This is a genomic window from Methanobrevibacter sp. YE315 (assembly GCF_001548675.1).
Classification (GTDB): Archaea; Methanobacteriota; Methanobacteria; order Methanobacteriales; family Methanobacteriaceae; genus Methanocatella.
Genome location: NZ_CP010834.1, coordinates 1,657,909 through 1,671,933, shown reverse-complemented (window position 1 = coordinate 1,671,933; position 14,025 = coordinate 1,657,909). Strand labels below are relative to the sequence as shown.

The window sequence follows — 14,025 nt, the reverse complement described above, 5'->3', positions numbered from 1 at the left end:
TAATTTAAAGGTTTTATAATTAGTTACTATAATAATATTTTTTTCTAGAAAATCTTGATTTTTAATTTTTAATTTATTTACTGTAATTATTTTTATTTCCAAGATTAGTTTTTTGATAACATTTATATAATATTAAATCCAAAAATTAGATTGGCTAGACTGGAGGGTTAGGGGTCCTCTGTAAGCACACACCCCCTTTGGTGCAGTCGAAGTTCAAAAGGCGGCTTTTCAAGAGGATATAAGCCTAGAAAAAACAGCATAGAAACCTCGTCCTGCAGGATTGGTGGTGGTGAGATTTTTACTGGAGGGTAAAAATAAGTCATCTTCGATATAGGAACGGGTCAGGCCCGGAAGGGAGCAGCTTTACTATTAACATTTCAATGCTTGTAGAATCCCGGGGTGGAGTTGAGTTTTTTAGATCACTTATATTTTTAAGATTAGTCCACTTTTGAACATGCCATTTATATAAATAATTAAGTTTATAAATAAGTTTTAACATATAATTTATTATACTGTTTTTTAATTGTCGGGATGGCCCAGCCAGGTACGGCGTCGGACTGCTAATCCGATGATCTTATGATCACCCGGGTTCAAATCCCGGTCCCGGCGTTTTAATTATATGATTCATCTATTTCTTGGGCATGGTTATATTCTAATCCGATTGGACATGCATGAACTGTAGCTGATTTTATGATTGGTATTTTGTTTACAATATTGTTCTGTACTATGTGAATGATTTTATGAGCTTCATCAACAGTCATGTTCCCGTCAACTTCAATATGCAGTGTCACTGTTGCATAAGAACCTAAATAATCCACTTTAATGTTGTGGGCATTATGTGCATTTGGAGTTGAATTGGCTATTCTTTCAATTTTTCTGATTAATTTTTCTGATGGGATTTTGCCCATGATATTATCAATATTTTCTTTTCCTATTTCATAGGCAGTTTTTAAAATCAATAATCCAATTATCAATCCTACAATCGGATCAAGTATTGGAAATCCTATATTGGAGACTATTACACCAACCAAAACGGCAATTGATGAGAAAATATCAGTCTTTTGATGTTTTCCATCAGCTATTATGGCGGGGCTATTAATTTCCTTTCCAATACTTATAATATAATTACTGATTGCATAATTTACGAAAATTCCAAAAACGGCCATTATTGCGGCATAAACATCGGGAATGGTGATAAGTGATGGATTGATTATTTTAACTATTGCTCCGGTAATTATTTCATAGGAAACCATTGCTAAAAATAATACAATAACCAAACCGCTTATGGCTTCTGCACGGCCATGGCCAAGAGGATGCTCTTTATCTGCAGGTTTTTGACCTATTTTAAAGCCAATAAATGCAATGATTGAAGTTGCAACATCGGATAAGGTATGGGCTCCTTCAGAAACCAATGCATAACTTCCAGACATTAATCCAACAAGTATATTAAAAAAGGTCAAAAAGCAATTTGCAACAATGGCTACTATCGCCGCTTTTCTCCCGCCTTTATATCTCAATTCATCCATTAACTACACGCTCTTCTAAAATGTCCATGGCTTTTTCAATGTTTTCATAGGAATTTGCATAAGACATACGTACATGATTCTTACCGTTTGATCCAAATGCTATTCCCGGAACAGTGATTACGCCTTCTTTTGCTGCTTTCAATACGAAGTTCTCATCTTCAATTTTTGGGAATACGTAAAATGCACCTTCAGCATTCACAGTTTCATATCCCATGTCGTTTAAACGGGTAACTATTAAATCACGTCTTCTTTGGAATTCATCAACCATCTTATTCACTTCATCTTGAGGGCCGATTAATGCTTCGTAAGCGCCCCTTTGTGAAGTTGTACTTGCACATGCAATGTTGTATTGGTGTATCTTGAGCATTTCTTCGATATAATTCTCATTAGCGGTCAAATATCCTATTCTAAGACCAGTCATTGCATATGTTTTTGAAAATCCGTTTAATGTAATTACATTATCACTGTATTTTGCAGGTGAATAATGCTTTTTATCATAAATTATCTTTTCGTAAATCTCATCGGATATGATTAAGAAATTTTTATCCATTGATAAGTCAGCTATTGCCTTCACATCTTCTTTTTCCATAACTGCTCCAGTTGGATTTGATGGTGAATTTAAAACGATTGCTTTTGTCTTATCGGTTATTTTTTCTTCAACATCTTCTGCTTTTATTTTAAATTCATTTTCCATTGTGCAGTCAACGGGAACGATTGTTCCATCAGCTATTTTTACACAAGCTTCATATGACAGAAAACCTGGATCTGGAAGAAGTACTTCATCACCTTTTTCTATGAATGCTTGGGCACATAGGAATAATCCTTCACTAGCACCTGCAGTTACAATGATGTTGTCCGGATTTGTATTGATTCCATTATCATTTTTAAATTTCTTAACTATCTCTTCTCTTAATTCAATGTATCCTTTGTTAGGAGTATAATGTGTATCATTTTCATCGATTGAATTTTTCATAGCTTGCTTAATGTTTTTAGGGACATCAAAATCAGGTTCGCCAATTCCTAAGTTGATTGCGTTAGGATTTGTCACTTCAAACATTTTTCTTATCAATGATAATTCAATTGTTTTTGTTCTATTTGCTGGATTAATCATAAATTTTGCCTCTTGTATATTATATATAATTATTATAGTAAATTTATTTTTTTCTAGAAATTATTTTCACATGCACCACAGTTATAGCATGGACCGATTTCACACCATGGTGTTTGCTTCAAATTTCTCAATCGTCTGTTTTCTATTTTTAGAAATCTTTCATTCACGCCCACATCAATATTGTTCCAAGGTAGTGTATCATCAATATTATATTTGGGCATATGTTCTTTCCATTCTTTCAATGTAGGCTGTTTTGTTAAAGATTTCTCAATAATTGCACCAATGTCCCTATTTCCACAAGACAATATATACTGAACCAATCCTTTTTTAGGACTTTCGCACTTTATGTTATATTTTTTCATTTCCTTCTTAATATATCGGGTTTTGTTTTTTATATCTTTAAAATCATAAGGCTCCCATTGTAGAGGAGTGTGGGGTTTTGGAATAACAGGATTGATGCTAAATTTCACATTCCGAATGTTAGTGTGCATATTAGCTATCTTTTTCATGTACCTGCAAAGTTCCTCAATGTCCTCTTTAGTTTCTCCAGGTATGCCAATTAAAAAATATAATTTAATTTTAAAATCCAATTCAATTGCATTTTTTATTACTGTAAAAATTTGCTCTTCCAGTATCTCCTTATTTATGACTTTTCTCAATCGGCCGATTGATTCTGGTGCAAGGGTAATTGTTTTGAGTCCACTTCTCTTGAGTGATTCTAATGTTTCTTTTGTAATAGATTCAATTCTTAAAGATGGTGTTGAAATCTGAAAGCCTTCATTTTCCAAACCTTGTATTAACTTTTCCAAATCACCATAATCTGAAACCGCAGCACCTATTAATGTAACCTTATTCAGTCCGGTATTTTCACGGTTCTTTATTGCGAGGTCAATTAGTTTTTTATAGTCTGTCTGCCTCATGGGTCTGTAAAGATAACTTGACATGCAGAATCTGCAACCTCGTGTACATCCCCTTGAAACATTTAGCATTATTGAGTTGTTGAAAATTGTTTGATATTCCTCGTCATCGCTTTGGCTGATTATTGGTTCAGTGATATGGTAGGCATTGTTCATGTCGTCCACAATATTTATTTTTGTCTTGTTGTTATATTCGGGAATATAAATTCCGGGCAAGTCCAAAAATTCTTCAAGGCTTCCGGCTTCTGTTTCAAGATATGTGTCTAAAAATTTATCCAAAATATATTCACCCTCACCTATTATGAAAATATCAATATAATCTGAAAGTGGCATGGGGTTTGCGGTTGCGCATGGACCTCCTGCAATAATGAGAGGATCATCTTTTGTTCGGTCTTTTCTTTTCAATGGTATTTCTGCCCTTTTAAGCATGTCTAATACGTTAAAATAGTCTTCTTCAAATTGAAGAGAAAAGCTTAATATGTCGAAATATTTGCTTGGAGTATTTGATTCAATTGATTTTGTGCTAGGAAAAATTATCCGTTCACATAAAGTGTTTTCCCGTTCATTAATCTGATTATACAATATATTGTAACCTAACGAGGACATTGCTGTGCGGTAAATATTTGGATAGGCTAATCCTAGCTTAATATCGATTTTTTTATGATTTTTTTTATAAATATTTTTTTCATACAGCATTGAATCAACTTTTTTTGCTTTTTTTACTTTTTTTATTTTTTTGAATTTAATTGGTTATTTTTAATTTTATATTCTTGAATCGAGTTATTTTTTCTAATTGACTTAAAAATTCATCTATTTTTATTATTGAAAGAGAATTTTCATTTATTTCAATTATAAAAGCTCATTAAATTTAAATTTTATTTTTTATTTGATTGTTCTTTATTTTGATTAAATTCAAGCTATTTTATCTTATATAATTGAATTTCAATATAATTTTTCTTTTAATTTAAATTAATACATGGTTTTAGCTTATTTTGATTAATTTGATTGTTTTTAAACTCTTTTTTAAATTTTAAAGTTTTAAAAACATTTATATAAGATAAAATTATATATCTTTATCCACTCATTATGAATTACTATATTTTAGTATATATCATATTTTACTATAAAATTTTCGTAATGAGAACCAAGAGGTGGAAAAATTTCGATAAAAAATAGGGCATTATTTATTTCTGCTGTTGTTTTGGTAATTGTCTGTTTAATGGGAGTTGTTGCTGCAGCGGATTTGGGTAATGTTTCAAATACAGAAGATTCAAATTTAATATCAGGTGATGCTCAGGCATTGTCTGCCGAAAATAAATTAGAAGTTTCTAGCGAGGATTCTATCTCAGAGACTATTTTAGTTAATTCTCATGATGATGATTTAAATAGTTATTCTAATACTGCTGTTTTAAAAAGCTGTTATGAGGATAATTGCGGGCAAGTTCAATCTTCCAATAATAGTGTAGGCTCTGATAAAATTAGTGTTTCTAGCGGAAAAAATGTTTTATCCGCTTCATCAAGCAAAGATAGTTCTCTTGCAGCTACTGCAAAAGTACCAACAAATTTAACAGTATCTGATACTCATTATGGAAAATCAGCTACATCTTTCAAAGTAACTTTGAAAGATGAGAAAGGTAATGCGGTTAAAAATCAAAATATCTCTTTGACAGTTAAGGCGCATACCTATTATGCTGTTACAAATAGTGCTGGTGTTGCATTAATAAAAACTGCTGCATTGCCTATTGGAGCTTATAATGTTGCAATAACTTATAAAGGTAATTCTAACTACAGAAACTCTTATCTTGCAACAAAAGTTAATGTTTTATCATCTGTTATTGGTAATGATATTAAAAAATACTACGGATATGTGTCTGTTTATAAGGTACAATATTGGAAAGATAATGATCCATTAGCAAATACTAATGTTTCATTAACCATTCACGGTGTAACATATACAAAAACCACTGATGCGAATGGTAGGACTACATTAAATGTAAATTTAGCTCCAGGTACTTATTCCATTGATACAGTTAACCCGTATTCATTGGAAAAAGCATCTAATACTGTTATATCTAAAAAAGATGGTTCAGTTCTAGAACATGCTGCTGATACCTATCTAACCCCTAACACTCAGTCTAAATATACTGTACTCTTAAAATCAAACCACAACACCATACTTACAGGCAAAACCGTTATTTTCACATTCAACAATAAACAAGTAGTCACTAAGACTGATAATGAAGGAAAAGCAAGATTTTCCATTCCTAATCTTTCTATAGGCACTTATAAAATTAGTTATAAATTTGAAGGGGATCATTTATTTGGTCCGGGTTCTGGATCCGGAACACTACATGTTAGGAATCCAACAACAAAACTCCAGTCTTCAGCTTTGAAAATGGAATATGGTGATGGATCCAAATTTGCAGTTACAGTGAAAGATAAGAACGACAAACCTTTAACTAACCTTGATGTGAAATTTACACTTAACGGAAAAACATATGCTCAAAAGACCAACTCCAAAGGGGTTGCCTATTTGACTGTAGGTAATTTAAAACCTGGTACTTACACTGTTAAATTCCAGGCAGGTGTTTATGGTAATGATAATTATAATAGTGGTTCAAACACTATCACTATTTCTAAACAAACTGTGTTAATATCCGCGGGTAACTTATTCATGAACTATAAAGATGGTTCTTCTTATAATGTCACAGTTAAAACCAAAGACGGTAAGCCTCTTAAAGGAGCTACTGTTAAATTTACAATTCATACAGTGACTTATCCTAAGGTAACTGATGCAAACGGTAAAATCATATATAATATCGGTCTTGTAATCGGTTATTACCCGACTGTTGCAGTTGTTGATGATGATTATCATACTTCTGCTACATTAAAGGAATATGTAATAGTTAATGGAACTAAATTTGTAGCTCAAAATACTTATGTAGCTTCTGGAAGCAGTGCCACTTATTCAGTTCAGTTGTTGAATTATAATGACAAGCCAATTCAAAATGCAAATGTTGTATTTAAAATGGACGGAAAAACTTATAATGCAAAAACTGATTCAAATGGTAATGCTAAAGTTAATTTAGGTGTTTTATCTAAAGGCGTGCATAGTATTACTTATACTCATGAAAAATATAGTGGTACATCTAAAATTGAAGTTTTAGATACCGTTACAATTAGCCAATTGATTGCCGCATCTAAAACAGTTAAATCCTATATTGAAGCAAATTACAAATTGCCTACTTCAGTTAAAGTAGGAACAAATACCTTAACTACTGCACAGTATTTATACTTGGCTTCAAAAGCAATTATAAATTTAAAAGCAGGTAAAACTACTGCAATTCCTATTATAAAGGTTGGTAATCCTAAAAATCCGATAGTCGCATATTCTTTAGGTAATCTTTATAATTATCTTGCTGTTGCTAATAGTGTTGTGAAAACTGCTGATTCTACAGGTGTGATGCCTAATTCAGTACCTTCCAGTCTTGGAACAATTGGTTATGAAGGTGTTGTATATGCTTTCGCACGTGTTGTTGCATTTTATGGTAATGAAAAAGTAATGCCATCATATGTTGCTATTAAGGCTTTATATGGTGACAGTTCAGCGGTTTCAGGAATTCCAAACACAATCTCTAATTTAGCACCGTACTTAGCAGCGTCCACTAACTGTCAAGTTAATAATGCTCAAATTAAAGCGTTAGCTAATAAATTAACTAGTGGATTAACTAGTGATGCAGCTAAAGCCAGAGCAATTTATAACTATGTCAGGGATTATATTTCATATAGTTTCTATTATGATACCAAATATGGTGCCGCAGGTACATTAAGTGCAAAAACTGGAAATTGTGTAGATCAAGCACACTTGTCAGTAGCATTGTATAGGGCAGCTAAGCTCCCTGCTAGATATGCGCACGGTACATGTACATTCAGTAGTGGAAGTACCTATGGTCACGTATGGGCCCAAGTATTGGTCGGAAACTATTGGATTGTAAGTGATACAACTAGTAATAGAAATTCGTTAGGAACTATAGCTAATTGGAATACGAACTCTTATAGTCTTCACGGCTATTATTCAAGTCTTTCATTCTAATTAACTATTTTTTATTTTTTTAAAATTTTTTTTTAAATTATTTATTTTTCTCTTTTTTATAGCTAATATTTTATAATAGTTTTAATAAATGTTTAATTAGCAAACTATTAGGACAATATTATGAATTCTAAGAAATATAATAAAGTTGCTGTTGGTGGAACTTTTGACAAATTCCATGATGGTCACAAAAAATTATTATCAACCGCTTTTGAACTTGGTAATAAAATTGAGATTGGTGTAACTTCTGATGAATTTGGAGGGTTAAAAGGAGATATAGATTCCTGTAAAGAAAGAATGAGTAATTTAAAAGCTTTTTTTTCAGATAAATCTAATTTTGAAGTTATTCCATTAAATGATCCATATGGGACCACTATTTTCGATAGCGATTTTGAAGCTATTGTTGTTAGTGAGGAGACAGAACCTACGGCAGTTGAAATTAATGAGATTAGAATTTCAAAAGGTATGAAACCCCTTGATATTGTTGTTGTTAGTTTTGTTTTGGCCTATGATGGTAATCCTATATCTTCAACACGCATTAGGCGTGGAGAAATTAATCAAAGTGGGAATATCATTGAATAATCGGAAAAAATAATTTATATGTTCATTAAAGCATTTAATTGGCATAAAATTATTTTTTTCAGGTAAATTTTGAGGTGGTTATATGGCAGTTAAAATTGACTCTAACCTATGTGGACATATTAATGACTGTCCTGTACAAGGGTTATGTATTAAACTTTGTGAACAAGGTGCAATTATTGAGGAGAATGGGGATGTAGCTATTGTCCCTGAAAATTGTGATGATTGCGATCTTTGTATACAAAATTGTCCAAATCAAGCCATATCTAAAGCATGAGGGAGTACAATGTTTAATATAGAGAGAGATGGTGATGAATACCGTAATTTACGTTATAAAGATGTAAATTGTGTTGGTTGTGGAATTTGTGTTGATGTTTGCCCAACTTCTTCTTTAAAGTTAGGACCTATTGTTCCTATAGCTCGTGGGTTAATTGAGATGGATTTAGTTTCCGTCAACCAGGATTCTTGTGTATTTTGCGGGTTATGTTCAGTTGCTTGCCCATTTGATGCTTTATCTTTATCTATTGACGGTGAAGATATTAAAGAAAACAAATCTTATCCATTATGGGAAACTGAAACAGATGTAGATGATGAAGAGTGTATGTACTGTGGCAGATGTTATTCAATTTGCCCTAGGGATTCAATATTATTCGAAAGAAGACTTCCGAACCCTGCCGATTTGGTTAGAGGGGAAATAGATATTGATGAAGAAAAATGTATTTACTGTTCATTCTGTGCAGATTTATGTCCTGCTGGAGCAATTTCAATTAAGAATATTCCAACATCAACTGTGGATGTTTTAAATAATTCTATTGAAGTTGATTTGTCTAAATGTATTTTCTGTGGAGTTTGTAAGAGAGTATGCCCTGAAGATGCAATTAAACAAGTCTGTTCTACATGCATGTTAAAAGATGAAATCGAAATTCCAGAAATTACTGGTAAAACATTCATTTCTGATGAAACCTGTGTAAAATGTTCATGGTGTTCTGAAATTTGCCCTGTTGATGCAATTACAGTAACTAAACCATTTACCGGTACACTTGAATTAGTTGAAACTGAAGAAAAAGTATGTAAGGGCGATTCTTGTCATGCTTGTATGGATGTTTGTCCATGTAATGCAGTAAGTATTGTTGATGGAAAATCTGTTACTAATCTTGATTTCTGTAACTTATGTGGTGCTTGTGTTACTGCTTGTCCACAGGATATCAGAAGTTTAACTAGGGACAGCATGAAATTAACCAATATTAATTCTGAATCATGGACTGAGATTTTAAATTCTAGTTTAATTGGAAAATAGAGAGTTATTCTCTCCATTTTCATATTTTATTTATTAAATTTTCTTTTTCGATTTTTAACAAATTTTCAATGTTTTTCTGTGTATTTTCAGTTATATTTGATATATAACTTCCTACAAGGAGCACTACGACGATTATCCCTCCGATAATCAATATTAATTCAGCACTTCCCTGCCCTTTGTTGTCTGTTTTTATTTTAAACATGAGTCCTATTGTCGAGTATGGTATTTCTAACATCTATTATGTCATCCTTGGCTTTTAGGCTAACGTCACTTGTCTCCATATATGATCTGTATATGGTTAAAGCTAATAGTGCTATAACTAGTACTCCTCCAAACAGCAAAATGTACTCTGCGGCGCCCTGGCCAGATTTTTCTTTGATGATTTTGGGAATGTTTTTCATGATTTTTCACCAGTTATAAATTGGATTTTTTACTATATTAATATTACTATTTTAATAAAAAGTATTACTTTTTGACTTTTTTCATCGTATTTTCGTGTTTTTTTCCATTAGGTTTATAAATAGTGAGTTAGATATAATATAATAGTTAAATAATTGAGTGATAATAAATTTATTAGGGTGAAATCGTGGGAAATACAATAAAATTAGTTTCAGGTTTTATTTTATTTGTAATTGGTGTTCTCATTGCATATGAGACAAGTGTATATAACTTATTAGATATCTTGTTAATAGTTGGTTTAATCATCTCTATCGTTGGAGTTATATTGATTGTCAGCTATTTCGTTGATAGTAACGCAGATAAGACTACTAATATGATTAAAGAATTTTTAGAATCTGGTGAGATTAGTTCTCCTTCATTTGGTGGTTTTGAAAGGAAAAATGATAATAAATCTAACGGACCTTTAAAAGTTCGCAGAGATTTTAATGAATATGATGATGTGAATTATGAGGATTTAGTTATTGAAGAATATCCTGATGCAGCTCCTAAGGAATATTATGATGATGTTTTTGAAGATAATCCTAAAGCTGTCTTAAACGTTGTTCAAAGGGAAGAAAGAGACGTTGATTTTGATAAACAATTAGTTTTCACCCCTCACTATGGAAAACCTTTAAAAGTAACTAGATCTCCTAAAAGACGTCAAACTGATTATTTTGTTGAAGAAATTCCACCATTCGTTGTTGAAAATGACAAATCTGATGAGATTAGACGTGCTTTATCAGAAGAACCTGTAATCGAAGAACCTGTTAGTATTAGGCCGGAGGTTGTTGCTGAAAGTGTTCCGGATAGAGATATTAAAATTGATATTAATAACCCTGAAAGTTTACCGGTTCCAAGTTCACTTAAAAGTTTTGTAATTTCCGATAGCGGATTACTCACTTCTCAAGAAGCTTTTGAACAATTAGCAAACACTGTCAGAAAAGAAATCATGTTGGAAATTCCTTCATTAAATGATTTATCTGATAAATTCTTATCCCATGTTCCAACAAGTTATTCTAGAGTAATCATTGATGAATTTGATGTTTCAGACATGTCATACATGTTTTTAATATCATCTCTTTTAAAACAAGGAGTTCATATTAGAACAGTTCCTAAGGTGCACAGTGTTAACTTAATCACTGACGATTCACATGCTATGATTATCTCTGACGGAGCAAGCGACGTGGAATATGGTGCAGTTTACGATGATAGGAATTCCATTTCTAGCATCAGAGCTAACTTTGAGAAAACTTGGAATATCGCATCTAATTTAGATGAAAATATTATCATGGGCGTTTCCGGGGGCTCAGCTTAATGGAAATCAGATGGTTAGGTCATTCCGCATTTGAAATAATTAGTGATGAAGTAAAAATTTTGATTGACCCGTTTATTAGTAATAATCCTAATTGTCAGGTTCCAGTTGAGGATTTAAATCCAGATATCATATTGCTTACCCATGGTCATTCAGACCATTTTGGTGATGCTTTGGAAATATCAAACAGAACTAATGCTCCTATTGCATGTATTCACGAAATTTCACTCTTTTTAGCTAAACAAGGGATTAGGAACATTAGTGCTAATATTGGAGGTTCTTTCATTTTCAGAAATGTTAAGTTCACTATGCTTGATGCAAAACACTCTTCAGACATTGATGTGGTCGAAGAAACAGTTCCTGGGGGAAGCGCAGCAAGCTTTTTAATAACATTTGAAGATGGAACTAAGATATTCCATGCGGGTGATACTGGATTATTTGGTGATATGAAAGATATTATCGGTGCAATTTATAAACCTGATGTCGTCATGGTTCCTATTGGTGATAAATTTACCATGGGTCCTTTTGAAGCGGCATTAGCTACAATGTGGTTAAATCCAAAAGTGGTTATCCCGATGCATTACAATACATTCCCACCAATAGAACAGGATCCTGCAATTTTTGCAAATTTTGTCGGTCAATTCAATCCTAACATTGATGTTGTGGTAATGAATCCTGATGAATATTTTGAATTTAATCCTGAAGAGTATCAGGATTAATTTTTTTCATATTTTTTTCTTTGGTGATATTCTTCGTCAATGTCACATTTTCCAGATGGCAAAACTCTGATAATGTCATCAAGAGTCAATAAGTCATTTTCATTAATCTTATTCAATATTTTTTTAGCTATCGCTTCTTTTTTTGTAAAACCAGGTTTTAATACAACATAATTTTCACAATGTGCATCAACAGCATCGATTGGCCCTACCATTACTCGTTTTCCTTCATAATCAACGATTCCAATAGCTAATTTTACTCTTGCACCCCTTATGAAATTACGGTGGCCCCTTATAACAAAAGATCCTTTAGCCAAATATTCTCCTGCTTCAGGTGTTTTGGAAACTTGGTCAGGATGCACCCAGAATACGTCTTGAGATGTGAAACCCATTGACCAAGCAGATGAAAAAGATGCCGCAAACTCCCCTGATTCTTTTAGGAGATTGTCATTTAATTTAGCTCCGTTTAATTTTATGGCCGTGGAACTTGCACCATGTATATCTGCATGCAAATAAATATCATTTGGTTCTAGATATTTTTTGACAATGCTTTCATTGCTGTTTGCATCTCTACCTCCAACCACAAGAACATTGTCTGAACTTAAGAACCATCTTAATTTTTCATACCATTTGAGATTCTTTTTAACTCTCTTTTTAGGCACGGATATGTGTTCCATTGCAATATCCTTTTTAGCCTTAATGTCTTCTAATTGTTTTTTTGTATTTTCAATAGCTATTAAGGCGCCTTTGCTTTTACGTTTGGCTTTTTTAGCTTTTTCGTAGTAAATTTCAGCATTTTCAGGAATTGTCAGTTTGGGATCGATAATCAACTTTGTATTGTCTATATCCAGGGTTAACACGCCCATCTTGTCGATTGATTCATAGATTTGGGCTTCATTCATCCCGTCTTCCTTAGCTTTTTTTAATATTTTTCCAATTTCTTTGTAAGAATAGTCCTTTCCTCTTGCTGAGTTTACAACATTTATGATGTTTTCTATAGTGGTGTAATTAGAATAGATAACTTCCCCTTTATGTTGACTATCTTCGATTGTCTTTTCAAAATTATCAAGTGTTTCTTGTTGTAAACGCAATCGTTTTTCAAATTTATTTACTTTCTTATTCCAGGCTGCTTCTTTAATATCCTTGATGTCAGTATTTACCTTTTTTGAATAATACTCATCGCATGCTTCATTGAAATTATCATAATAAGTTTTCTCAAAATCCTGATACTTTATTAAATCTAGAGGAACAACATCTTCTTTTCTATCGTTTTTGGCAATTTGGGGTTTAATGGATCCTTCTTTCAAATCGCTGAACAGTGATTTAAGGCTATTGTAAATTTCAGATGTCTGCTCTTTAGTCAATTCGCAAGTCTGCGTATTTTTGTCTAACTCAATTTTTTCATTTGCCCTTTCAATGATTTCTTCAGCATACAAGCTTCCAAGCCCGTTCATTGCAAGTGTTCTGACTACGTCCATATCGGAAGTTTCAAATAGTTCTTCAAGTTCCTCTTCGGTGATTGTGATAGGATTAATTCCTCTTTCTTCGGGAAATGCATATTCTCTTTTTGAACTGATGTCTCTGTCAGACCATTTTTTACGTTTCAACGGCAATATGATATTGTTTTCATCATCCAAAAGGATTATGTTTCCCTTATCAAACAATTCGACAATGATTGTGTAATGTTTGTCTTTTTTAACCTTTATTACAACAACCCTATCGAAGTTATGCTGGGTAATGCTTTCAACATGAGCTCCTTTAATTCTTTTTCTTAAAAGCATAGGAAATGTAGGTGGTGTAGTCGGATTTTCAAGCGGATATTGGCTTATATGTATTCTGGAGCCGCATTGCATTACCAAATCAACTCTTCCGGTCCCCGGAACATGGAACCTCATTACTACAATATCTTTTGTAGGTTGGAATGATTTGTCAACTCTTGCTCCACTTAATAATCTATTTAATTCATCACTTATTGTATAGATGTCAACATTTGACATGGATTTCATAATTTACCACCTTTTTTTCAATACCTTAATATA

Annotated in this window: 12 protein-coding genes, 1 tRNA gene and 1 other RNA gene; 8 read left to right on the top strand and 6 right to left on the bottom strand. The window is 32.5% G+C overall.

The genetic code is table 11. The features are described from left to right. Nucleotides 1-147 precede the first annotated feature (147 nt). Both ffs and TL18_RS07585 read left to right on the top strand, forming a co-directional pair. An RNA gene (ffs, locus tag TL18_RS07590) (signal recognition particle sRNA) lies at nucleotides 148-464 on the top strand. 61 nt (nucleotides 465-525) lie between these two features. Further along, nucleotides 526-609 (top strand) — tRNA-Ser (locus TL18_RS07585). A 2-nt stretch (nucleotides 610-611) separates the two neighbouring features. On the opposite strand, the gene TL18_RS07580 is transcribed toward TL18_RS07585, so the two are convergent. From TL18_RS07580 to TL18_RS07570, 3 genes are read right to left on the bottom strand one after another with little or no spacing between them, the layout of a single operon-like run. Beyond that, nucleotides 612-1,526: a cation diffusion facilitator family transporter gene (locus tag TL18_RS07580; RefSeq protein ID WP_067043781.1), complete on the bottom strand. Its 915-nt coding sequence runs from the start codon at nucleotides 1,524-1,526 to the stop codon at nucleotides 612-614. Further along, complete coding sequence (locus TL18_RS07575; RefSeq protein WP_067043778.1) at nucleotides 1,519-2,637, bottom strand: pyridoxal phosphate-dependent aminotransferase; 1,119 nt, start codon at nucleotides 2,635-2,637, stop codon at nucleotides 1,519-1,521. Before TL18_RS07575 ends, TL18_RS07580 begins: the two co-directional genes overlap by 8 nt. A gap of 53 nt (nucleotides 2,638-2,690) precedes the next feature. Further along, nucleotides 2,691-4,250 carry a radical SAM protein gene (locus TL18_RS07570; protein ID WP_067043775.1) on the bottom strand — a complete coding sequence of 520 codons (1,560 nt, stop codon included), beginning with the start codon at nucleotides 4,248-4,250 and terminating at the stop codon, nucleotides 2,691-2,693. A 505-nt stretch (nucleotides 4,251-4,755) separates the two neighbouring features. On the opposite strand from TL18_RS07570, the gene TL18_RS07565 reads away from it, so the two are divergent. The 4 genes from TL18_RS07565 to fwdF all read left to right on the top strand — a co-directional run bounded on the left by TL18_RS07565 (nucleotide 4,756) and on the right by fwdF (nucleotide 9,520). Next, nucleotides 4,756-7,647 (top strand): Ig-like domain-containing protein, encoded by a 2,892-nt coding sequence (locus TL18_RS07565; protein WP_156064630.1) that lies wholly within the window; start codon nucleotides 4,756-4,758, stop codon nucleotides 7,645-7,647. A 120-nt stretch (nucleotides 7,648-7,767) separates the two neighbouring features. Continuing rightward, the gene (locus TL18_RS07560) at nucleotides 7,768-8,226 is read left to right on the top strand and encodes a phosphopantetheine adenylyltransferase (protein WP_067043769.1); all 459 of its coding nucleotides are present in this window, start codon (nucleotides 7,768-7,770) and stop codon (nucleotides 8,224-8,226) included. A gap of 82 nt (nucleotides 8,227-8,308) precedes the next feature. Continuing rightward, on the top strand, nucleotides 8,309-8,500 hold the full coding sequence (locus TL18_RS07555) for a 4Fe-4S binding protein (RefSeq protein WP_067043766.1): 192 nt from the start codon (nucleotides 8,309-8,311) through the stop codon (nucleotides 8,498-8,500). A gap of 9 nt (nucleotides 8,501-8,509) precedes the next feature. Beyond that, the gene (gene fwdF / locus TL18_RS07550; protein WP_067043763.1) at nucleotides 8,510-9,520 is read left to right on the top strand and encodes a tungsten-dependent formylmethanofuran dehydrogenase subunit FwdF; all 1,011 of its coding nucleotides are present in this window, start codon (nucleotides 8,510-8,512) and stop codon (nucleotides 9,518-9,520) included. Nucleotides 9,521-9,539: 19 nt separating this feature from the next. Here the strand turns inward: fwdF and TL18_RS07545 are convergent, their stop codons facing one another. After that, nucleotides 9,540-9,722: a class III signal peptide-containing protein gene (locus TL18_RS07545; RefSeq protein WP_067043760.1), complete on the bottom strand. Its 183-nt coding sequence runs from the start codon at nucleotides 9,720-9,722 to the stop codon at nucleotides 9,540-9,542. Further along, nucleotides 9,715-9,921: a class III signal peptide-containing protein gene (locus tag TL18_RS07540; RefSeq protein WP_067043757.1), complete on the bottom strand. Its 207-nt coding sequence runs from the start codon at nucleotides 9,919-9,921 to the stop codon at nucleotides 9,715-9,717. The genes TL18_RS07545 and TL18_RS07540 overlap by 8 nt, the downstream gene beginning before the upstream one ends. Before the next feature lie 185 nt (nucleotides 9,922-10,106). Here TL18_RS07540 and TL18_RS07535 point away from each other — a divergent pair, with 185 nt between their 5' ends. Together TL18_RS07535 and TL18_RS07530 are read left to right on the top strand one after the other, a co-directional pair. Then, nucleotides 10,107-11,273, top strand: coding sequence for a hypothetical protein (locus TL18_RS07535; protein WP_067043754.1), 1,167 nt, complete (start codon nucleotides 10,107-10,109; stop codon nucleotides 11,271-11,273). Beyond that, the gene (locus TL18_RS07530; RefSeq protein WP_067043751.1) at nucleotides 11,273-11,989 is read left to right on the top strand and encodes a metal-dependent hydrolase; all 717 of its coding nucleotides are present in this window, start codon (nucleotides 11,273-11,275) and stop codon (nucleotides 11,987-11,989) included. The genes TL18_RS07535 and TL18_RS07530 overlap by 1 nt, the downstream gene beginning before the upstream one ends. Here the strand turns inward: TL18_RS07530 and rqcH are convergent. After that, entirely contained in the window at nucleotides 11,986-13,992 is a 2,007-nt protein-coding gene (gene rqcH / locus TL18_RS07525; RefSeq protein ID WP_067043748.1) for a ribosome rescue protein RqcH, read from the bottom strand. The two genes, TL18_RS07530 and rqcH, sit on opposite strands and share 4 nt — an antisense overlap. Between the last annotated feature and the right edge of the window lie 33 nt (nucleotides 13,993-14,025).

Bases quoted from the DNA above. Each gene is read 5' to 3' on its own strand.
- TL18_RS07580 (WP_067043781.1), bottom strand. From the start codon at position 1,526: ATGGATGAATTGAGATATAAAGGCGGGAGAAAAGCGGCGATAGTAGCC.
- TL18_RS07530 (WP_067043751.1), top strand. From the start codon at position 11,273: ATGGAAATCAGATGGTTAGGTCATTCCGCATTTGAAATAATTAGTGAT.
- TL18_RS07575 (WP_067043778.1), bottom strand. From the start codon at position 2,637: ATGATTAATCCAGCAAATAGAACAAAAACAATTGAATTATCATTGATA.
- TL18_RS07570 (WP_067043775.1), bottom strand. From the start codon at position 4,250: ATGCTGTATGAAAAAAATATTTATAAAAAAAATCATAAAAAAATCGAT.
- TL18_RS07545 (WP_067043760.1), bottom strand. From the start codon at position 9,722: ATGTTTAAAATAAAAACAGACAACAAAGGGCAGGGAAGTGCTGAATTA.
- rqcH (WP_067043748.1), bottom strand. From the start codon at position 13,992: ATGAAATCCATGTCAAATGTTGACATCTATACAATAAGTGATGAATTA.
- fwdF (WP_067043763.1), top strand. From the start codon at position 8,510: ATGTTTAATATAGAGAGAGATGGTGATGAATACCGTAATTTACGTTAT.
- TL18_RS07540 (WP_067043757.1), bottom strand. From the start codon at position 9,921: ATGAAAAACATTCCCAAAATCATCAAAGAAAAATCTGGCCAGGGCGCC.
- TL18_RS07560 (WP_067043769.1), top strand. From the start codon at position 7,768: ATGAATTCTAAGAAATATAATAAAGTTGCTGTTGGTGGAACTTTTGAC.
- TL18_RS07555 (WP_067043766.1), top strand. From the start codon at position 8,309: ATGGCAGTTAAAATTGACTCTAACCTATGTGGACATATTAATGACTGT.